The organism is Peribacillus sp. NPDC097197, assembly GCF_050278025.1.
Lineage (GTDB): Bacteria > Bacillota > Bacilli > Bacillales > DSM-1321 > Peribacillus.
This window is the reverse complement of the sequence record NZ_JBNNST010000002.1, coordinates 37,955-58,469: the sequence shown is the minus strand read 5'-3', so window position 1 is coordinate 58,469 and position 20,515 is coordinate 37,955. Positions and strand designations below refer to the sequence as shown.

The window sequence follows — 20,515 nt, the reverse complement described above, 5'->3', positions numbered from 1 at the left end:
ATTTAAATGGCTTTGGAGATAATACAACTTATGAAATCATAAAAAGTGAAGAGGGTATGCCTGATATGAAAAAATTAATGTTATTGCTTAAGCAGGGCAATAAATCAGCTTTTATTGCAGCCTGTGTTAATAGTATCATCGCCATTTTAAAGGGAATTGCCTATTTTATGACCGGAAATGTCGCGATGTTCGCCGAAACACTCCATTCTTTGGGGGATGCTGCCAATCAGTTTTTCGTTTTCATTGGTTCTGCCTTAAGTAAAAAGGCACCGACAGAGCGCTTCCCGGAAGGCTTTGGCCGTTTGGTGAACCTGGTGCTTTTAGGAGCTGTATTGATTGTTGGGATCATGTCTTATGAAACTATAAAGGAAGGCTTCCATCATATTTTGCATCCTACTGAATCAAATGGGATTGTCATTAACTTAACCGTTTTATTCGCAGCGGTTGTCCTTGAATCCTATGTCCTGTTTAAAGCAATGAAAGAAGTGGTTAAAGAAGTGAATATCGAAGCAAAGGGGGCTGTTGCGGTTATAGTTAAAAGCTTTTCGGGTTTAAGGCGTGCAAAACCAGCCACAAAACTGGTGTTTATGGAAGATATGGTAGCGACAGGTGGTGGTCTACTCGCAATTATCGCGATTTTACTGGCGAATTTCACTCCTTTTAGGCAAGCGGAAGGGATAGCTTCTGTATTCATTGGACTCGGAATGTTTTACGTAGTGGGTCGGGTATTCCTTGAAAATGCAGCAGGTGCACTAGGTGAAGCTGACGTTGATATGCGCCTGAAAATCGGAACGATGGTCATGAAAGATCCAGAAGTTCGTGATATTCAGAAACTTGCCGTTATTAAAGAAGGGGAAAACTTTCATGTGGAACTTGAGGTTGAGCTGGATGCGCATATAACGATTGCTGAAGCGGATATGATAAAGGACAGATTGATTGCAGAAATCTTCAAAGAAAGAGGAGTCACGGATGTCATTATAGAGTTCGATGAAAATGACGGTGTTGCAAATTGGCAGGAAAAGATTCATTCCAAAGTGAAGGAAGAGAAAAAGAAGAGATGAGCAAATTTTTGAGTAAGTAAGAAGAGATCTTTTACCTATACAATCAGATTTCTTCCTTGGAACAGCAAGATACAGTATGCTATAGGTATCTACATAGAAAAGAGAAAGGGTGTTTATTCATGGATAACATAGACATACGATTAGTTGCACTCGATATGGATGGGACGCTTTTAAATGAAAAAGGGGAGATTTCAGAAGAAAATCGACGTACGATTAAAGAAGCAGAACAGCGGGGAGTTCATGTGATTTTGAGTACGGGAAGATCCTTTGCTACATGTAATGACTTTGCGAAGTCCATGGAACTTCAATCATACTTAATAACGGTCAATGGCAGTGAAATATACAATAACGATGGTGAATTGGTGGAAAGGCATATTGTCGATAGCGAATATGTACAATGGATGTGGGAATTAAGCCAAAAGCATGGAACCCATTTCTGGGCAACCAGCTGTGATCGTGTCTACCGGGCTGAGATGCCCGGAAAAATTAATGAATCACAATGGCTTAAATTTGGATTCGATACCAAGGACGATGCCATCCGTCAACTGATTATGGAAGAGCTTAGGACAAAAGAGAATCTTGAAATCAGTAATTCCAGCCCAACGAATATTGAAGTGAATGCTCATGGCGTAAATAAGGCAAAGGCAATTGAACGTGTTTGTTCAATGCTTGATCTTACTATGGACCAAGTCATGGCAGTAGGGGATAGTCTAAATGACCTTGCCATGATTCGAGAAGCAAAAATAGGAGTAGCTATGGGGAATGCCCAACAAATCGTTAAGGAAGAATCCGATTGGGTCACCTCGACCAATCAGGAAGATGGAGTGGCAAAAGCGATACGTAAATGGGTACTTTCTTAATAATGAAAACGATGCTGTATGTGGAATCGCCTTCCATATGCAGTTTTTTTCTACACGTTAAAATGGACAATTATTTCTTGAAAATTTTGTATTTTAGAAGTATGATACTCTTGTAGTGTAATATTTTGGTAATATATTAACATTGGGAGGTTATATTGATGAGCAAATCTATTCCTGAGCACTGGTGGAGTCAACTTTCTTTACCGGTCATATCTGCACCCATGTTTTTAATTTCTGGTCCGGATTTAGTAAAAGAGTGTTGTTTGAATGGGGTAATAGGCTCGTTTCCAGCTCCGAATGCAAGGCCTATCGAAGTCTTGGACCAATGGATGGGTGATATTAATGATACACTCATTTCGGCAAGGGACAAGGATCCAAACAGCAAAATCGCGCCGTGGGCGATGAACATGATAGTCCATAAATCCTATAGTCGCCTAGAGGAAGAGTTGGAATTGGTCAAAAAGCATCAGCCTCCCATTATCATAACTTCACTCGGATCGCCAAGACATGTTGTGGATGTTGTACATAGCTATGGAGGCCTGGTTTTTTCTGATGTCAGCAGTGTGGATTTTGCAAAAAAAGCCGCTGAATCCGGCGTGGATGGTTTAATCCTTGTAGCATCAGGTGCAGGAGGACATGCAGGTGAAATAAATAGCTTTGCTTTCGTGGACAGTGTCAGGACATTCTGGGATGGAATCATTCTACTCGCCGGATCAATTAGTACGGGTCATAGTATATTGGCGGCCCAGGCTGCAGGAGCTGACTTGGCTTACATGGGCACCCGTTTTATCGTGGCAAAAGAGAGCATGGCGAATGACCAATACCGTCAAATGCTTGTAGAGTCTAATCAAGATGATATTATTTTGACTGATGCATTTTCAGGTGTTAACTGCAATATGCTTAAACCAAGTATTAGAAAAGAAGGATTGGATCCAGAGCAATTAGCCAAAAAAGAAAAAGTCGATTTTGATAGCATGTCAAAATCATCGGAATCTAAAGCATGGCGTGATATCTGGTCTGCAGGTCATGGTGTCGGCGCCATAAAGCAGATTGATACAACAGCTGGTATTATCAAGCAACTCGAAAATGAGTATCGTGATTCCCTTAGAAGATTAACCGAACAGGCCGGTAAAATAAAAGGAATCATATCTAGATGAATTGAAAGCGCTTTAGCTGATTTGTGAAAGTTGTAGAGGGTCCATACTGGGCCCTCTATTTTAATTGGACATAATCCTATTGCATGAATTTGGTAAGTGATTTGGAATGGATAATTTCCGAGCATTATATACAATTCTGATGATAGCTGAATAACGCAAAGCCCAAAATCCTATCCATGACCACATTCAGGAAAATCGTTATCATTTTGAATTCTAACGATTAAAAGGTTGAAAAATAACATAAGAAATGGTATATTACTCGCAGATAATGACTGAATGAATGAATTGGTCAGTACTTCTTGGAGGAGGATTTGAAAATCATGTTTAAATCGTTAAAGGGTGAATTTTTGGCGATTATAAAGAATCCTATAATACTAATCTCAATCATAGGGATCATCAGTATTCCCCTTCTTTATAGCGGAACGTTTTTGTGGGCATTTTGGGATCCATACGGAAAGGTTGACCAACTGCCGGTTGCCATTGTCAATAATGACGTTGGGGCTGAATTTAATGAAGAGGAACTCACCATTGGAAAAGATTTAGTGGGAGAGTTGAAGGAAAAGAAAGACTTTGATTGGCATTTTGTTAGTCAAAAAGAAGCGGATCAAGGACTGAAAAATCTGGACTATTATATGAAAATAGAAATTCCAGAGGATTTCTCTAAGAATGCAACCACTTTGCAAGATGATGAACCGGAAAAATTGGATTTGATTTACACATCTAATGAAGGCTATAACTACATTTCCACTAAGATTGGTGATGCCGCATCCGAAAAAATCAAGGCAGAGGTTTCTTCAGCAGTTACGAAAACTTATGCGGAGTCGATGTTCGATAGTTTGCAAGATGTTGCGAGCGGCCTTAAAGATGCTAGCGATGGAGCAGGTGAGCTGAAGGATGGTACGGATAGTGTGAAAGACGGAACAAAAGAGCTAGGTACCGGAATTAACTCTGCCAAAGAAGGCGCAGAGAAAGTGGATGAAGGAATTAGTTCTGTTCAGTCAGGATCGGTTGAAATCCAAAATAACCTTGAAAAGTTGGCCGAAAAATCGGTGACCTTCTCGAATGGTGTCGGTTCAGCAGCGAGTGGCTCAAAAGAGCTAAACCAAGGATTACAACAATTCAGTTCTGGTTTCGGGCAAATGAAAGCAGGACAAACGGAACTTTTAGAGGGAGCAAAGAAATCTGAAGCAGGAACGGGTACGTTAGCAACAGGTTTGCAACAATCCTTGGAAGGTTTCAATCAGATTGAAGGAAAACTCCCAACTCTGTCTGAAGGAGCTAATGGTGTAGCGGCGGGTGCAAGTCAACTTTCATCTTCATTGAACGATTGGAGTGCTGCTGCCAGTGAAGCAAAAACAGGTGCGGCTCAAGTTTCTGCGGGGCTCGATGAAGTTATTTCCGGATTGAAGCAACAATCTCAGGCTTCGGAAGACCCAGCTGAAAAAGCGCGTTTGGAAGGTCTTATTACATCATTGACTAAAATTAATGAGGGAAGCAAGGGAGTTTCCGAGGGAGTAGGAAAACTTTCAGCTAGTGCTTCTGAAATTTCCAAAGGCGGTACAAGTCTTAGTGATGGTGCAAGTCAATTGGGAAAAGGAACGGACGCGCTTAGTGATGGTTTCAGCCAATTGTCCGAAGCACAAGGAAAACTGGCTAGTGGAGCAGGTGAACTAGAAAGTGGACAGGGACAATTGGTAGCCGGTTTAACGACATTCGGTGAAAGCATAGATACGGCTCAGAATGGACTTGGTCAATTAACGGAAGGCAGCAATAATTTGGTCACGGGACTTGACCAATTAGAAGATGGCTCCAAGCAATTATCTAGTGGGACTTCCCAACTTTCAGAAGGATCGAAAAGTCTGGTTGCTGGAACAGATAAATTGAAAGAAGGATCATCAAGCCTGACCAATGGAATGGGAGAATTGGCCAATGGAGCCATTAAGCTTGAAGATGGCGTTGTCAAACTCTCGGATGGATCAAAAGAATTACATGATGAGTTGAAAGATGGAGCGGAGGATGCAAGTGACATCAAAGCGGATGATGATGTCTATGATATGTTTGCAAGTCCGGTTAAAGTCGATAAAATGCCAATAAATAATGTACCGAATTATGGTACAAGTTTTGCACCATATTTGGTTTCATTGAGCTTGTTTATTGGAGCAATCGTATTGACGATTATTTTCCCGTTGAGGGATCCAGTTGTCATTCCTAAAAATGGGTTCGGTTGGTTTATCAGTAAATATAGTGTCATGGCTCTAGTCGGGCTATGTCAAGCCATTTTGGTGGATACGATATTGATATTAGGCTTAGAAATCGAAGTTACAAGCATCCCGCTATTCTTCATGATTAGCATTATGGCTAGCTTCACTTTTATGGCGATCATCCAGTTCCTTGGTGCAGCTTTCGATAATCCAGGGCGTTTTATAGCCTTGCTTATTTTGATTCTTCAGCTGACTAGTAGCGGAGGGACTTTCCCGAATGAATTGGTGCCTAATTTCTTGCAACACTTTACACCATTCTTACCGATGACTTATTCGATTAATGCTTTTAGAGCGGTTATCTCCACAGGCGATTATGGTTTCATGTGGCATAATCTTGGCACTTTGGCGATTTTCTTGGTAGTGGCTTTGATTCTATCTATCGTTTACTACAGCTTAAGGTTCGAAAAGCAAAAAAATGCGTTAGCTAAAGAAGAAGAGTTAGCGGTATAAGGGAATGGGGCTGTCTAATAAGTCCTTATTCCAGGGAATTTCACAAAAATAAAGAGGCAGAAATGTTGTTAAATCAACGTTTCTGCCTTTTACCATTTATTCAATTTCGGTGTAATTACCCCTTTTGGGACAGCCCCTATTTTTTTGAATGGTTGTAGGTGATAACAACGACAATATGGTGAGCCAGTCTCATTCGTTATATCATTTTAAAGAGTGTTGGCTTTTTTTGCAGAACGGAATACACGTGGAAAAGCAGGAAAATTCACTGGGGATTTTCCTGCTTTTTTTATACATGAGATTTTTGAGAAGAAGGCGAATATTTTCTCATTGGTTTTTTAGCGATAACATCCTTTAAATAAGGAAGGCCTAATGGATTTGATTTTTGCAACAATTGCATTAAGTATGAAATGTCATCCATGGCTCGATGTGTTTGAAAGTTAGTGATGTCATGGGCTTGAAGCAGGGTTAATAGTTTACTATTTAGGAAACCATATTGTTTCCAAGGGACATTTCGCATTGTACAAAACCACTTATGATCATTGATTTCCGGATACATCTGGTAGAGAAAACTGCGGTCAAAGGAGGCGTTATGGGCGAAAATGGAATCGGCACGGTATATATATGATTTGATTTTTTCATCATGAAAACTTTTCCCCTCTACAGAACTATAGGATATTCCATGAACTCTGTATGCTTGACCGTAATTCCGTTTTGCTTGATATGAGAGTGGTTCTCTTAAAAATGAATCTTGTTCAATTAGACTTAAAATATTTCCAGTCTCGCTGTTATAGGTGAAAAGGATTAAAGCGAGTTCGATAATTTCATCCGATCCCGGTCGCAATCCTGTCGTCTCAACATCCAGAACTAAACCTACTCTATTAGACAATTACTTTTCCTCCAATGTATACTACTATCTGAAATTTTTTATTTAGCGAACGGAGTATAATATCAGCCGTTAAAGACTAGTATAATATAAAAGTTTAAAAAAAGATGCAAACAATGAAAGGAGCCATCTATACATTCAGGGGGATTTTTATTAAAGCCAAAGGGTAAAGAAGAAAATGCAGCGAATAAGCTGCATTTTTTCTTATTTTCCGATGAATTGCTGCGTCCAATAACGGCTGTAGGTTCCGCCTTGAACATATCCAACTCCAATATGCGTATAATTCCCATTCAAAATGTTGGCTTTATGTCCGGGACTATTCATCCATGATTTCATCACTGCAGATGCACTTGTTTGGCCAGCTGCAATATTTTCCCCTGCATATGTATAACCAATACCAAAGGACTTCATCATGTCGAAAGGGGAACCATAGGTAGGACTTGTATGGCTGAAGTAATGATTGTCACGCATATCCCCTGATTTTGTTTTTGCAACATTTGAGAGCTCTTGATCCAATTCCAAGTCTTTCAGTCCAGCTTTTGAACGTTCAGAATTTACTAGGTCAAGAACTTGTTGTTCAACTGAAGAGTTACTTTCGTGGGTTGTTTCATTTTTGGTGGTGGGTATGGAGATAGCCTGGCCAATTTTAATTTGATTAGGATCATCTAAAATAGTATTCGCCATAAGCAAATCGGAAAGGCTGATACTATGTTCAGTAGCAATCTTCGTTAAAGTATCTCCATTATTCACTGTATAGGAATTGGACCCTAAAGCCACAGTTGGAAAAAGTAGCGATAAAGTTAGTACAGACGGTAAAATTATTATCTTCATTGAACTTCCTCCTTTTACAAAAAAATTCAGTAATGAAAATCTAGTATGCTATAAAATTAGGATAACGTAAACTGGTTAATTTTTGAAAAGGGGAAAACCAGGATGAAAGAATTAGCTCTATCTAAAAAGAAAGTAGGTACATACTATCTTGATTTGGATGGCGTTAATGGTATAGCTAGTCCATTGTCTCCGTATGATATCCATCAATATTTGTTCGGAAAGAATTATTTTTTTGTTTGCATCTTACCATGATAAGGGTAAAGAAGGATTAGTTTATAAGACTCTATTGTATAGATATAGAACTAAAACAAGTACAAATCGTACATTAATAGGAAGGTGAAGGTAAGGATGGATTTGAAATCCGGAAAGTTATATTGGAATGAGACTTACCATGAAGAAATGAAATATCCAATATTGGAAGAAGACATTATGTGTGACGTTTGCATAGTGGGATCTGGTTCGTCCGGAGCACATTGTGCTTATTTTTTCGCGGAGACGGGACTTAATGTGGTTCTTGTAGATAAGAGGGACTTAAGTACAGGCAGTACGGTGGCTAACACGGGTCTTTTACAATATTCAAATGATAAATCCTTAACATCTCTGATTCATAGTTTTGGAGAAGAAGCTGGTACTCGACATGTCCAGCTCTGCTTGGAAGCCATACGTACGCTTGAAAAAAAGGTTGTCCCAAGCTTAGCTGATGACTCAGACTTTAAGATTAGAAAGAGTTTGTATTATGCTTCTAATCCAGAGGATGTTTCTATGTTGAAAGAAGAGTATCAGAACCTTCAAAACCGCAACTTTCCAGTAGAATATTATTCGGAAAACGAAATAGGAAAACATTTTTCCTTTTTTAAAGCAGGGGCGCTTGTCACAGGGAATGACGCCGAAATAAATCCCTATAAGCATGCTCATTTATTACTGAAAAAGGCTTATCAACAAGGTGTGCGTATATTTTCCAATACGAAAATCAATGGAAAAATCTTGAAAGATGATCATACGGAGTTAATCACCGATACAGGTCATTCTATCCGTGCACATCATGTTATTTTTGCCACAGGCTATGAAGCCCAAGAAGAAGTGAATGATCCGAATGCTATGATTCTCAGTTCCTATGCCATTGCAACGAATCAGATTGCAAATCTTGCCAAATGGGATGAAGGAATGATGATTTGGGAAACGGCAAGGCCTTATTTATATGCAAGGAAAACGGTTGATAACCGGATCATCATAGGTGGATTAGACGAAAGAATAACCTATTCCGAGAAGAGAGATTCAAAAATCATACATAAGCGAGATGAATTGTTGAGTCAACTTGTCTGTTTATTCCCAGAATTGGAGGGCGTGGTCCAAGCAGATTATTATTGGGGTGCTTTCTTTGGTGAGTCACATGATGGTTTACCAACCATTGGGATTTATCCGAATTACCCTAACTGCTATTTCTTAATGGGGTATGGGGGAAATGGTACAGTTTATAGTGTCATTCTCTCACAAATCATTAGAGATTTGATAACAAAGAATAGACATCCCGATTCAAACTTATACTTAAAGGAAAGGTCTCTTATGAAAGGAACTGTCGGTTAAACAGGAAACACGCCCTAGAGAATAGAATAATAGAGGAAAGGATGATTACTAGGGGGAAAAGAAATGAAGTTTCCTGAATTAGAGACGGATAGGCTGTATTTGATAGAAATAGGTAAGCAGCATGCAGAAAGTCTGTTTGATATCCTTTCAAGGGAAGAGGTAACCCGGTATGGGGGCATTGAAACATTGCTTCGGTTAGAAGAGTCACAGAGGATTATTCATTCTTTTAGAAGCTCATACATTAATGAAAGAGGAATCCAATGGGGAATGGTCTTAAAAGATACAGGAAGGTTCATTGGGACGGTAGGTTTAAATCATTTGAATAAGTCTAATAAAAGGGCAGAAATAGGTTACGAAGTTCACCCTGATTATCGGCGAAAGTACTATACGTGGGAAGCGGTCAGAGAAGTATTGAGATTCTCTTTTCATGAACTTGAGTTGCATCGCATTGCCGCGATGGCTTTTCCGCATAACATGCCTTCGACTAACTTATTGAAAAAAGTTGGATTTCAGGAAGAAGGAACGCTTAGAAATTATCTATATTTTAATAAAGAATCTCAAGATGTCCGGATCTTTTCGTTATTGAATAGTGAATATAGTGCATTGAATTCTGGCTCATTGCCCCCCCGCTTTCTATAGGGACTGAAACAGAGAGTTTTGTTTAGTGCATCAGAGAAAATGCCCAATCATGGGCTTTTTTTGTGCCTGATATGTGAACATTTATAGATGAACGTCCAAAGTTCCATCCATTCATCGTTTTGTTAGAATCATAAACCATCCAGCCATTTGAAACCAGATTATCCGGGAACTTAGTCCACTTTTAAAGCCGTATATATTTAAAAATGTAGTATAAGGGGTACAAAATAGATTATTTAATTTTGTAATATTTTGAAGGGTTTAGCAAATTATGGTCGAATATAATAATATTATCCTTTTGCGAGGTTTGAAAGGAAGGTGGTTTTAAGCTATTAAACTGCTGTTTTTTGGGTTTTCCGAGGAAAAGGGCAAAACGAGTGTAATCGGTTTGCTGACTAAGTGTAATGATGAACGCTAAACTTCTAACTAATCCTCGCAGAAAATTTCCGGAATGAAATAAGCCGGCAGTTGATAGAGTAGAAATGGGAGGGGCCTGAGCTTGGGTGACTCCACAATTAAATCGTACAGAGGGGGAAAATATTTGAAAAAGTCTAAATTTTCAGTACTATCATTGTTTTTAGCCATGATACTGGTACTGGCCGCGTGTAATGGAGGATCGAAGGAAACTTCGAAAGAAAAAGAGGAAGGCACTAATAAATCCACTGAACCAAAGGTGTTAAATCTGAATAACTCATCCGAACCTGGATCACTACACCCTGCTAAAGCACAAGGAACTCATGATTCTTGGATTCTAAATCATACCTTCGAGGGGTTGACTAAGAAGACCGAGGAAGGCGAAATCGTTCCAGCGGTTGCAGAATCATGGGAGACTAGTGATGATGGTAAAACTTTGACATTTAAATTAAAAGATGGTTTAAAGTGGTCGAATGGAGATCCCATTACCGCCAATGACTTTGAATATGCATGGAAATATGCTTTGAATCCTGACACTGCGGCTGACTATGCTTACCAACTTTATTACCTTAAAGGGGGAGAAGCGTACAACGCGAAAAAAGGCAAGGAAGAGGATGTTGGTGTAAAGGCTACGGATGATCTTACATTAGAAGTTACATTAGAAGAGCCTACTCCATATTTCTTGGACTTAACATCATTCTATGCATTTTTCCCAATCAATAAAAAAGTCCAAGAAGAAAATCCTGAATGGGCTCAAGAAGGAGAGACGCATGTCTCGAACGGACCATTCAAATTAACAGAATGGAAACATAAAGAGAGCATTAAAATCGAGAAGAACGAAAATTATTATGATAAGGATCAAGTTAAATTGGATGCGGTAAATTTCGCTCTAATTGAAGACGAAAATACAGCATGGCAAATGTATGAGAATGGTGAACTTGACCTGGCATATCCATTACCAGTGGACAAACAAGGCCAGCTGGTTAACTCTGGAGATAAAGAATTCCAAAATGGTCCAGAACTTGCCGTTTACTATTACAACTTAAATACTAAAGTGAAACCATTCAATAATATTAAAGTCAGAAAAGCTTTATCCATGGCCATTGACCGTAAAATGATCACGGATAATGTTACTCAAGGTGGCCAACAGCCAGCCTATGGTATCGTTCCTCCTGGTATTCCTGATGCCACTGGTGATTTCCAGGAAAATACAGGTAACCTTTTTGAAGAAAATGTAGATGAAGCTAAAAAGTTATTAAAAGAGGGCCTTGCAGAAGAGGGTATGAAAAAAATGCCTGATTTCTCCATTTTATTTAACACATTAGATGCCCATAAGAAAATTGCCGAAGCTGTTCAAGAAATGTGGCGTAAAAATTTAGGTGTTGAAGTCAAATTGGAAAATGCTGAATTCCAGGTTAAATTAGACCGTGAAAAAGCGGGAGATTTCCAAATTTCACGTGCTGGCTGGGTTGGTGATTATGTCGATCCAATGACATTCATGCTTTGGGAGACTGATGGCGCTTATAATGATGCCGATTGGTCTAACAAGGAATACGACAAGTATCTTAAGGAATCAAAAACTGCATTGAAACCGGAAGATCGCATGCCTATTCTACACAAGGCTGAAAAAGTATTAATTGATGAAATGCCGATTATCCCGATTTACTTCTATACTAAACCATACATGGTTAAATCGAATGTTACAGGAATTTATGCACCAATCAACGAATATCCAAACTTTATTTACGCAGACAAAAAATAAAGGCACGATAGTGATGGGAGGTATGTCCTTATTCGGACATACCCCATTTTTCAGTTGAAAATTTCATGAATTCATTTCTGCTTTAAACTTCTATGAAAACGAGAATTGAGGTGATTACCATGTTGAGATATACGATGAATCGATTAAAATGGGCAATTATAACTTTATGGGCGGTCATTACAATCACTTTTATCATTATGCATTCCATACCAGGAAATCCTTTTGCTAAAGAAGGGACAATGCCTCCTGCAGTATATGAAAATCTACAAGCCCATTATGGATTGGACAAACCACTATTAGCCCAATATGGAAATTATTTATTGGAAGTGCTTCGGTTTGATTTTGGTCCTTCCTTAAAATCTTCATCCATTTCCGTGAATGACTATATTGTGAACGGGTTCCCAGTATCTTTACATTTAGGTGCGCAAGCGTTGGCCATTGCCGTTTTCTTTGGTCTGATTCTAGGTGTAGTGGCTTCCTTATATCGAAATAAAATACCTGATTATCTATCAATGATCATTGCGATTGTTGGTATATCAGTGCCGAACTTTATCTTAGCTACAGTGCTGATTAATTATCTCGCTATAGAATTCAAAGTGTTTCCAGTTGCTACATGGGCGACTTGGAAACATACGATTTTACCTTCTATCGCCCTGTCCATGATGCCACTGGCCTTTATTGCAAGGTTAATGCGGACGAGCATGCTGGAAGTCATGGGTCAGGACTACATATTGACCGCTAAGGCCAAAGGCTTGAAAAGAAGTAGCATTATTATCAAACATGCGATTCGAAATGCCATCTTACCTGTCATTACGATTCTTGGCATTCTGACGGCCAACATTGTAACGGGAAGTTTCATTATTGAGCGCATTTTTGGAATTCCGGGGATGGGAGAGATGTTTGTAAAAGGAATCTTCAATCGGGATTACCCGGTTATTCTTGGTTCCACAATAGTGTATAGTGCAGTGCTTGTCATATTGATTTTCATAGTGGATGTAGCCTATACGTTGATTGACCCGAGAATTAAAGTGACGGGGGAGAGTAAATAATGGCAGAAAAAGTGCATTTAACCGAAGAAATGTTCTCGCCCGCAGAAGATAATTTTAAGGAAGCGGAAAAAATATCAAGGCCAACCATATCATTTTGGTCTGATGTATGGCGAAGGTTTAAGCAAAATAAGCTGGCCATGGCAGGTTTTGTTCTTATTGTCCTATTAGTGTTTATGGCTATTTTCGGGCCCTACATGAATGGATATTCATATTACGAACAAGATTTTGCAAAAAAGAATCTTAGACCAAACGCTGAACATTGGTTCGGTACGGATACAGCCGGAAGAGATCTATTTACGAGAGCCTGGTATGGGGCGAGGATATCCTTATTTATAGGATTGATGGCTGCTCTTATCGATTTTATAATCGGTGTCATTTATGGTGGGATTTCAGCTATACGTGGTGGGCGCACGGATAATTTAATGATGCGGTTTGCCGAAGTCATCTATGCCATTCCATATTTACTGATGGTCATTTTAATGATGGTAGTTTTAGATCCTGGTATATTACCAATTATCATCGCAATGACGATCACAGGCTGGATCCCAATGGCTCGATTGGTCCGGGGCCAGGTATTACAGCTAAAGGAAAATGAATATGTCCATGCAGCCACTATCTCTGGTGCTAATACGAATTGGACATTAAGGAAACATATGATTCCCAATACAATGGGACCTATTTTAGTAAATTTAACATTGACCGTTCCTACTGCAATTTTTGCCGAGGCGACGTTGAGCTTTTTAGGGCTAGGTGTGCCAGCTCCTCAAGCTAGTTGGGGTACCCTTACAAGTGATGCTTTGGGAAGTATTTTAGTCGGTAATTTCTATCAGCTTTTAATCCCAGCCATCCTTATTTCGGTGACGATGTTTGCCTTCAATGTAGTGGGTGATGGTCTTCAGGATGCACTGGATCCAAAGCTTAGAAAATAATAGAGTCCTAATCATAAAGATATTGAAACTAGAATAGGAGGGACGTTAATGGGGAAATTGTTAGAGGTCAATGATCTGCACATCACCTTCCATACGTATGCGGGTAAAGTGCAGGCTGTCCGAGGTGTGGACTTCCAGGTGGAAAAAGGGGAAGCCATTGGGATTGTAGGAGAGTCTGGGTGCGGAAAAAGCGTAACGGCAAAGTCCATAATGAAATTGTTGGAAACACCACCGGCACAGTATGAAAAAGGATCGATACTATTTAATGGAAAAGATCTCGTTAAAGCCAATGAAAAGGAAATGCAGAAAATTCGAGGCAATGACATCAGTATGATATTTCAAGATCCGATGACTTCGCTTAACCCGACAACCAAGATAGGCACTCAAATCATGGAGTCTATTTTAAAACATAAAGAAATCTCTCGTAAAGATGCATATGAAAGGGCCTTAGATACTTTAAAATTGGTGGGCATCCCCCAACCGGAAAAAAGGATGCAACAATATCCGCATGAGTTTTCGGGGGGGATGCGTCAGCGGGCAATGATCGCGATAGCCCTGGCCTGTGATCCACAATTATTAATTGCTGACGAGCCAACAACTGCATTGGATGTAACGATTCAAGCACAAATCTTAGAACTTATGAAAGATATTCAGCGAAGGATGGATACTTCTATTATCCTTATAACACATGATTTAGGTGTTGTTGCAGAAACCTGCGATCGCGTAATCGTAATGTATGCGGGCACGGTTGTGGAGACTGGAACGGTAGAAGCGATATTTGCAAATCCACAGCATCCCTATACAAAGGGTCTTCTCAAAACCGTGCCAAGGCTAGATATGGAAAAAACGGATCCGTTGATTCCAATCATTGGGTCTCCTCCCGATTTATTAGATCCACCAAAGGGCTGCCCCTTTTATCCAAGATGTGAATATGCAATGAAAGTATGCAAAGACCATAACCCGGAACTTGAAGAAGTGGAAGTGGGACAGACGGCAGCATGCTGGCTTCATCATCCGATGGCAAAAGCAACAAGAGATCAATCTACGACTACGGTATAAAGGAGGAGAATCATGGTTTCACTGAAAAATGAGTCATTAAAAGAAAAAGATCTCAGCAAAAGATCTCGTCTTGTTGAAATAAAAAATTTGAAGAAGTATTTTCCTATCGGTTCCGATTCGTTGAAAGCTGTTGATGGACTGGACCTTACGATATTTGAGGGGGAGACTGTTGGTCTAGTTGGGGAGAGCGGCTGTGGTAAATCCACGGCAGGACGTACAATCACACGACTATATGAGCCGACAGATGGAGAAGTCCTTTTTCAAGGGAAAAATATTTTTGATTATAAACAGGGGGAAATGTCGAAAGTCCGTCGAGAAATCCAAATGATTTTCCAAGATCCGTATGCATCGCTAAACCCTCGTATGAAAGTAGAGGAACTAATAGGAGAACCTCTTGCCATTCATGGGATTTTAAAAGGAAAAGAAAAAAAGAAGAGAGTAGAAGATTTGCTAAAGCTGGTTGGACTAAATCCTGAACATATCAGTCGGTTCCCACATGAATTCAGTGGCGGACAACGTCAGCGAATCGGGATTGCAAGGGCGTTAGCGCTAAATCCAAAATTCATTGTGTGTGATGAACCCATATCAGCTCTTGATGTATCCATCCAAGCCCAAGTAGTAAATTTACTCAAAGAATTGCAGAAGGAGATGGGGTTGACCTATTTATTCATCGCTCACGATTTATCAATGGTAAAGTATATCTCAGACCGTATTTTAGTTATGTACTTAGGTAGGATGATGGAACTTTCGGATAGTGATTCTCTTACTAAAGACCCGCTACATCCTTATACACAAGCGCTACTATCTGCTGTACCTATTCCGGATCCTACAGTTAAAAGGGAGCGGATTGTTTTGAAAGGTGATGTACCTAGTCCAATCAATCCGCCGAGCGGTTGTGTATTCCGTACACGTTGCCCAAAAGCCATGGAAGTGTGTTCCAGTGCCATACCAGAATGGAAAGAACAAAAGCCAGGGCACTTCGTTGCTTGCCATTTATACTGGTAAATCAAATAGTAAGACCGGTTGGCCTTTGTGCAACTGGTCTTTTTTACATCCAAGGGAGGAATCTCAACTAAATAGACAGAAAAAATTAAGGACTCTTATACTTAATTCTATCTTTTGGGAAATCAAACATATAAAATGTTATTATATGTAAAAATATTATTCGGTGTCTTTATGCTCTGTGAGATAAGGAGGAATAAAAGTGTATTCTACAATAAAAGCTGAAATTGTTGATCATGTTATGATAATTACACTCAATCGCCCTGAAAGAATGAATGCCTTTAATGAAAAAATGTGTCAAGAGCTGATTCAAGTCTTTGATAAAGCGGATGAAAATGATGAAGTACGGGCGATTATAATGACCGGTGCCGGAAAAGGGTATTGTTCTGGTATGGATTTGGAAAAAGGCGTGGAAACATTTATGGACCATACTCCTTTAGTGGAATATCGAGATGCTGGTGGGGTCTTATCATTACGAATATTTGATATGAAAAAACCAATTATTGCCGCAATTAATGGTTCTGCTATCGGGATTGGAATCACTATGACTTTACCGATGGATATCCGGCTTGCTTCATCTGATGCGGAAGTGAGCTTTGATTTTGCAAAGCGGGGGATTACGATGGAGGCCTGCAGTGGATGGTTCCTACCAAGACTCGTGGGCATGGGTAAGGCGACTGAATGGGTGTTTACCGGTAGAATGATTTCCGCACGAGAAGCGTATGAAGCAAGATTAGTAAACGAAGTTGTCGAGCCTGATCAGTTGATGGCTACAGCCATGAAAATTGCCAATGAGATAGCGGTAAATACCTCTTCTATTTCTGTTACATTATCTAGGCAACTAATGTGGACGATGCTGGGGGCCAATCATCCCCATGAATCACATAAAATTGAATCTAAAATGCTCCATTGGACTGGGAAACAAGCGGATGCACAAGAAGGGATTGGAGCTTATCTGGAAAATCGGAAGGCAAAATTTACGATGAAGAGCAGTACGGATATGCCACCGTTCTATCCCTGGGGTGTCGAATGAATAGGAGCAATTTCGATAATTTAATGAAGTAAACAGGCTTGTTATTGTACTTTTCGGAATAATTAGGGTTTCCGTTCTTAGTGTGTTATACTTTGGTTACCATTTACTAAACTTGTTTCGTGTACCCCATCAATTTGATGGGTTTTTTTTGATTTCTATAAAAAACAACAACAAAAATGGACTCTACGAGTAGAGTCCATTATATATGATGGATATTATTATGCTTTTTGAACGTTAGTAGCTTGGGGTCCACGTTGACCTTGCTCAACTTCAAAAGTAACTGATTGACCTTCGTCTAATGATTTGAAGCCTTCGCTTTGAATAGCTGAGAAATGTACGAATACATCGTCTCCGTTTTCGCGTTCGATGAAGCCGAATCCTTTTTCTGCGTTAAACCATTTTACTTTACCTTGTTCCATTTTTGTTGCCTCCTAGTGTGAATCCACACATTGTGTTACTACCCTTGCTCAATTTTCAGAAGGAAAGTGTTTCACTTATCAATCTTCAAGAACAAAAATAATTCTTTTTAAGAATAACAGATACTGTCGGATTTTGCAATGGATATAGTATTGATCCTTTTATTTACATGGTAAATCCCGTCAATAACCTTTTTTATAATTTAATAAATTGATTTCAGGGCTTTCACCAGAAAGGTAGTTCTTTAAATTCGGTATAAAGATTTCTTCAATTAGACGTTGATCGTAAAATTCAGTATTTCCTGAAGTGTGTGGAGTCATGATGACATTATCCATCTCCCATAATCGGCTAGTTTCTGGAAGTGGTTCAGTTTCAAATACATCAAGCCCCGCACCGGCAATCTGATGAGCGTCAAGGGCTTGTATCAAGTCGGTTTCAATTACGATTGGGCCACGACCAACATTAATGAAGAAAGCAGAGGACTTCATCGAGTTGAACTCATCTGTGCCGAACATATTCCTTGTTTTAGAGGTTAGAGGTAAAGTGACGATTACGTAATCACATTTAGGAAGAACATCTTGTAATTGGTCCTGTTTGAACATTTCATCCACGAATTCTTCTGGCATACCTGACTGGCGAACTCCGATGACCGTCATCCCGAAGGCTTTGGCAATCTTCGCCGTTTCTTTACCAATTTTCCCAACCCCTATGATTCCGATAGTCTTATTGTGAATTTCCTGTTTCATATGAGCGTGATGCCAGTTTTTTTTCTGTTGTTGTTTAACATACGTATCAATTTTTCTAGTGAAAGCAAGGAGTAAGCCGAAAATAGTTTCAGAAATAGGGTAGGCATGAACTCCATTTGCCGTCGTAATCTGAACATGATCTTTTTCAAGGATATCCAGTGGCAAAGCATTTACTCCTGCACTCCATGTCTGTACCCATTTTAAATTTTTTCCTTCCCCTTGTATAATGGGTTGCTTCATTTCTGCTTTCCAACCTGCAATTATTTCAGCTTCATGAATATGATTCTTCCATATCGCTGGATTTCTCCCTATTATAATATTCCACTCCGGAATCAACTCTTTAATTTGATTCAGCAACTGTTCATTCAAGTCCTGGCTTATAATGATTTTCCGCTTATTCATTTAAATCCTCCCATCTAATTCACTTTTCTGAATTATACGTAAACTTCTTTGGGAATACAATGATAGTGCCTTTTATAGGCTATTTATATGTGAGGGAAATTTGAAGAGGAGATAAAAACTTTGATATTCACCATGATGGTTTATCACGGCGAACAAAATGTTTAAATATTCAATCGTTTACTATACAAAACGTCTAATGTAAAAAATCCGTTTAAAAAATATAATGAAAACAAGAAATATCTTTCGGATGGAATCAGAGGTCAAGAATGAAAAGGTGGGATCCAGCAACCGTAAAGAAAAAAGCGATTTATGGCTAAATACTCATACGAAATAGGGGTCGAAACATATCAGGTTCGACCTTTCTTTATAGAATAGAAAGGGGTGCAGAGGATTATGCAAGTTAAAAAAGAATTGAAGGATTTACAACAAATGGACGAAAAGTATATTTGGCATAATATGAAAGGTGCTGGACCAAATCCAGGAACGATGGTAGTTGAAAAAGGTAAAGGGGCTTGGATTACTGATATTGATGGAAATCGTTATCTGGATGGAATGTCTGGTTTATGGTGTGTCAATGTAGGATATGGAAGGGAAGAACTTGCTGAAGCAGCTTATGAACAGTTAAAGGAACTTCCCTATTCTCCTTTAACGAATAGTCATATTCCAGCTATTAAACTGGCAGAAAAATTGAATGATTGGCTCGGCGGTGATTATGTAATTTTCTTTTCCAACAGCGGTTCAGAAGCGAATGAAGCAGCATTTAAGATTGCAAGGCAGTATCATCAGCAAAAAGGGGAACATGGCCGTTATAAATTCATTTCTCGTTACAGGTCCTATCATGGGAATACAATGGGGGCGTTGGCAGCAACAGGTCAGGCACAGAGAAAATATAAATACGAACCGCTTGCTCCAGGTTTTCTTCATGTGACGCCTCCTGATTCATATCGAAATCCAGAGGACGAAAGTGGAGAGAAAAGTGCCTCTGAAATTGAACGTGCCATCACATGGGAATTGAGTGAAACTGTTGCTGCAGTTATTATGGAACCAATCATTACAGGTGGAGGTATTCTTATGCCTCCAGAGGGGTATATGAAGAAGGTTAAAGATATTTGCGATAAAAATGGCGTTTTGCTGATTTCAGATGAGGTGATTTGTGGTTTTGGTCGTACGGGTAAGAAGTTCGGTTTTATGAATTATGATGTACAGCCGGATATCATTACGATGGCAAAAGGGATTACAAGTGCCTATCTTCCTTTATCCGCAACGGCTGTCAAACGGGAAATATATGAGGCATATGTAGGTACAGAAGATTATGACCGTTTTCGGCATGTAAATACATTCGGTGGTAACCCTGCTTCTTGCGCACTCGCCTTAAAAAATATGGAAATCTATGAAAAAGAAAATTTGATTGAACGCTCGAAAGAACTAGGCCTTCGCCTTTTGCAGGATTTAGATGAAATGAAATCCCACCCTAATGTTGGTGACGTACGTGGTAAAGGCTTGTTAGTCGGAATTGAACTTGTAGAAGATAAGCAAACGAAAAAACCGATTGAATTATCCAAAATCAATAAAATTATTGCTTCTTGCAAGGAAAATGGATTGATCATCGGAAAAAATGGCGATACGGTAGCAGGTTTTAATAATGTATTGACACTAGCACCCCCGTTAAGTATCACCGAAGAGGATTATTCTTTCATCGTAACAACCTTAAAGCGAACTTTAGCTGAGTTTTAAAGATAGAAACGGAAATGTATTAAGGCGGAACAGAAGATATCTCATTCTGTTCTTTCTTTTTGTTTATTAGCCATTGGAAATGATATAATAAAAAATATTTTGTTTAAGGGTGCTTAGCGTTAAGTTAGCTCTCTTGTAAAGTAAAGAGATACAGGCCATTTTTCTTTATTAAATTGATAGTTTGATAGCACTTCATTTGAATGGAAGGGGCTATCAACTTTTTTGGTTTAAAAAAATGGTCTTTT

Annotated in this window: 18 protein-coding genes; 14 read left to right on the top strand and 4 right to left on the bottom strand. The window is 39.3% G+C overall.

The window, feature by feature from the left end; genetic code table 11:
• Positions 1-65 precede the first annotated feature (65 nt).
• From ACQKL6_RS02685 to ACQKL6_RS02670, 4 genes are all read left to right on the top strand, one after another.
• Entirely contained in the window at positions 66-1,061 is a 996-nt protein-coding gene (locus ACQKL6_RS02685) for a cation diffusion facilitator family transporter (RefSeq protein ID WP_427650533.1), read from the top strand.
• A gap of 119 nt (positions 1,062-1,180) precedes the next feature.
• Positions 1,181-1,921 carry a Cof-type HAD-IIB family hydrolase gene (locus ACQKL6_RS02680; protein WP_427650531.1) on the top strand — a complete coding sequence of 247 codons (741 nt, stop codon included), beginning with the start codon at positions 1,181-1,183 and terminating at the stop codon, positions 1,919-1,921.
• Positions 1,922-2,079: 158 nt separating this feature from the next.
• Positions 2,080-3,078 carry an NAD(P)H-dependent flavin oxidoreductase gene (locus ACQKL6_RS02675; RefSeq protein WP_427650529.1) on the top strand — a complete coding sequence of 333 codons (999 nt, stop codon included), beginning with the start codon at positions 2,080-2,082 and terminating at the stop codon, positions 3,076-3,078.
• Positions 3,079-3,398: 320 nt separating this feature from the next.
• Positions 3,399-5,789: a YhgE/Pip family protein gene (locus tag ACQKL6_RS02670; RefSeq protein ID WP_427650527.1), complete on the top strand. Its 2,391-nt coding sequence runs from the start codon at positions 3,399-3,401 to the stop codon at positions 5,787-5,789.
• A 286-nt stretch (positions 5,790-6,075) separates the two neighbouring features.
• On the opposite strand, the gene ACQKL6_RS02665 is transcribed toward ACQKL6_RS02670, so the two are convergent.
• On the bottom strand, positions 6,076-6,675 hold the full coding sequence (locus ACQKL6_RS02665; RefSeq protein WP_427650526.1) for an exonuclease domain-containing protein: 600 nt from the start codon (positions 6,673-6,675) through the stop codon (positions 6,076-6,078).
• Between the two features lie 201 nt (positions 6,676-6,876).
• Positions 6,877-7,503 carry a CAP domain-containing protein gene (locus ACQKL6_RS02660; protein ID WP_427650524.1) on the bottom strand — a complete coding sequence of 209 codons (627 nt, stop codon included), beginning with the start codon at positions 7,501-7,503 and terminating at the stop codon, positions 6,877-6,879.
• Between the two features lie 102 nt (positions 7,504-7,605).
• Between ACQKL6_RS02660 and ACQKL6_RS02655 the strand changes: the two genes are divergently transcribed.
• The 9 genes from ACQKL6_RS02655 to ACQKL6_RS02615 all read left to right on the top strand — a co-directional run bounded on the left by ACQKL6_RS02655 (position 7,606) and on the right by ACQKL6_RS02615 (position 16,971).
• Complete coding sequence (locus ACQKL6_RS02655) at positions 7,606-7,755, top strand: hypothetical protein (protein ID WP_427650522.1); 150 nt, start codon at positions 7,606-7,608, stop codon at positions 7,753-7,755.
• Positions 7,756-7,851: 96 nt separating this feature from the next.
• Positions 7,852-9,087, top strand: a complete 1,236-nt coding sequence (locus tag ACQKL6_RS02650; RefSeq protein WP_427591233.1) for an NAD(P)/FAD-dependent oxidoreductase — start codon at positions 7,852-7,854, stop codon at positions 9,085-9,087.
• Between the two features lie 63 nt (positions 9,088-9,150).
• The gene (locus tag ACQKL6_RS02645; RefSeq protein ID WP_427591235.1) at positions 9,151-9,726 is read left to right on the top strand and encodes a GNAT family N-acetyltransferase; all 576 of its coding nucleotides are present in this window, start codon (positions 9,151-9,153) and stop codon (positions 9,724-9,726) included.
• A 538-nt stretch (positions 9,727-10,264) separates the two neighbouring features.
• The gene (locus ACQKL6_RS02640) at positions 10,265-11,899 is read left to right on the top strand and encodes a peptide ABC transporter substrate-binding protein (RefSeq protein WP_427650520.1); all 1,635 of its coding nucleotides are present in this window, start codon (positions 10,265-10,267) and stop codon (positions 11,897-11,899) included.
• Positions 11,900-12,018: 119 nt separating this feature from the next.
• Positions 12,019-12,948, top strand: coding sequence for an ABC transporter permease (locus tag ACQKL6_RS02635; protein ID WP_402869855.1), 930 nt, complete (start codon positions 12,019-12,021; stop codon positions 12,946-12,948).
• On the top strand, positions 12,948-13,877 hold the full coding sequence (locus ACQKL6_RS02630; RefSeq protein WP_402868667.1) for an ABC transporter permease: 930 nt from the start codon (positions 12,948-12,950) through the stop codon (positions 13,875-13,877). Before ACQKL6_RS02635 ends, ACQKL6_RS02630 begins: the two co-directional genes overlap by 1 nt.
• A gap of 48 nt (positions 13,878-13,925) precedes the next feature.
• A complete protein-coding gene (locus tag ACQKL6_RS02625) occupies positions 13,926-14,936 on the top strand; it encodes an ABC transporter ATP-binding protein (RefSeq protein ID WP_402868665.1) in 1,011 nt (336 codons plus the stop codon).
• 12 nt (positions 14,937-14,948) lie between these two features.
• Entirely contained in the window at positions 14,949-15,941 is a 993-nt protein-coding gene (locus ACQKL6_RS02620; protein WP_402868663.1) for an ABC transporter ATP-binding protein, read from the top strand.
• A gap of 199 nt (positions 15,942-16,140) precedes the next feature.
• Positions 16,141-16,971, top strand: coding sequence for an enoyl-CoA hydratase-related protein (locus ACQKL6_RS02615; RefSeq protein WP_427591238.1), 831 nt, complete (start codon positions 16,141-16,143; stop codon positions 16,969-16,971).
• A 218-nt stretch (positions 16,972-17,189) separates the two neighbouring features.
• Here the strand turns inward: ACQKL6_RS02615 and ACQKL6_RS02610 are convergent, their stop codons facing one another.
• Together ACQKL6_RS02610 and ACQKL6_RS02605 are read right to left on the bottom strand one after the other, a co-directional pair.
• Positions 17,190-17,390, bottom strand: coding sequence for a cold-shock protein (locus tag ACQKL6_RS02610; RefSeq protein ID WP_071349777.1), 201 nt, complete (start codon positions 17,388-17,390; stop codon positions 17,190-17,192).
• 180 nt (positions 17,391-17,570) lie between these two features.
• Positions 17,571-18,536, bottom strand: a complete 966-nt coding sequence (locus tag ACQKL6_RS02605) for a D-2-hydroxyacid dehydrogenase (RefSeq protein WP_427650518.1) — start codon at positions 18,534-18,536, stop codon at positions 17,571-17,573.
• Between the two features lie 393 nt (positions 18,537-18,929).
• On the opposite strand from ACQKL6_RS02605, the gene ACQKL6_RS02600 reads away from it, so the two are divergent.
• Positions 18,930-20,270, top strand: a complete 1,341-nt coding sequence (locus ACQKL6_RS02600; RefSeq protein ID WP_402868657.1) for an aspartate aminotransferase family protein — start codon at positions 18,930-18,932, stop codon at positions 20,268-20,270.
• The last annotated feature ends 245 nt before the right edge of the window (positions 20,271-20,515 follow it).

Excerpts from the sequence above, each read along its gene's own strand:
- ACQKL6_RS02685 (WP_427650533.1), top strand. The coding sequence starts at position 66 with ATGAAAAAATTAATGTTATTGCTTAAGCAGGGCAATAAATCAGCTTTT.
- ACQKL6_RS02680 (WP_427650531.1), top strand. The coding sequence starts at position 1,181 with ATGGATAACATAGACATACGATTAGTTGCACTCGATATGGATGGGACG.
- ACQKL6_RS02675 (WP_427650529.1), top strand. The coding sequence starts at position 2,080 with ATGAGCAAATCTATTCCTGAGCACTGGTGGAGTCAACTTTCTTTACCG.
- ACQKL6_RS02670 (WP_427650527.1), top strand. The coding sequence starts at position 3,399 with ATGTTTAAATCGTTAAAGGGTGAATTTTTGGCGATTATAAAGAATCCT.
- ACQKL6_RS02660 (WP_427650524.1), bottom strand. The coding sequence starts at position 7,503 with ATGAAGATAATAATTTTACCGTCTGTACTAACTTTATCGCTACTTTTT.
- ACQKL6_RS02655 (WP_427650522.1), top strand. The coding sequence starts at position 7,606 with ATGAAAGAATTAGCTCTATCTAAAAAGAAAGTAGGTACATACTATCTT.
- ACQKL6_RS02650 (WP_427591233.1), top strand. The coding sequence starts at position 7,852 with ATGGATTTGAAATCCGGAAAGTTATATTGGAATGAGACTTACCATGAA.
- ACQKL6_RS02645 (WP_427591235.1), top strand. The coding sequence starts at position 9,151 with ATGAAGTTTCCTGAATTAGAGACGGATAGGCTGTATTTGATAGAAATA.
- ACQKL6_RS02635 (WP_402869855.1), top strand. The coding sequence starts at position 12,019 with ATGTTGAGATATACGATGAATCGATTAAAATGGGCAATTATAACTTTA.
- ACQKL6_RS02630 (WP_402868667.1), top strand. The coding sequence starts at position 12,948 with ATGGCAGAAAAAGTGCATTTAACCGAAGAAATGTTCTCGCCCGCAGAA.
- ACQKL6_RS02625 (WP_402868665.1), top strand. The coding sequence starts at position 13,926 with ATGGGGAAATTGTTAGAGGTCAATGATCTGCACATCACCTTCCATACG.
- ACQKL6_RS02620 (WP_402868663.1), top strand. The coding sequence starts at position 14,949 with ATGGTTTCACTGAAAAATGAGTCATTAAAAGAAAAAGATCTCAGCAAA.
- ACQKL6_RS02610 (WP_071349777.1), bottom strand. The coding sequence starts at position 17,390 with ATGGAACAAGGTAAAGTAAAATGGTTTAACGCAGAAAAAGGATTCGGC.
- ACQKL6_RS02605 (WP_427650518.1), bottom strand. The coding sequence starts at position 18,536 with ATGAATAAGCGGAAAATCATTATAAGCCAGGACTTGAATGAACAGTTG.
- ACQKL6_RS02600 (WP_402868657.1), top strand. The coding sequence starts at position 18,930 with ATGCAAGTTAAAAAAGAATTGAAGGATTTACAACAAATGGACGAAAAG.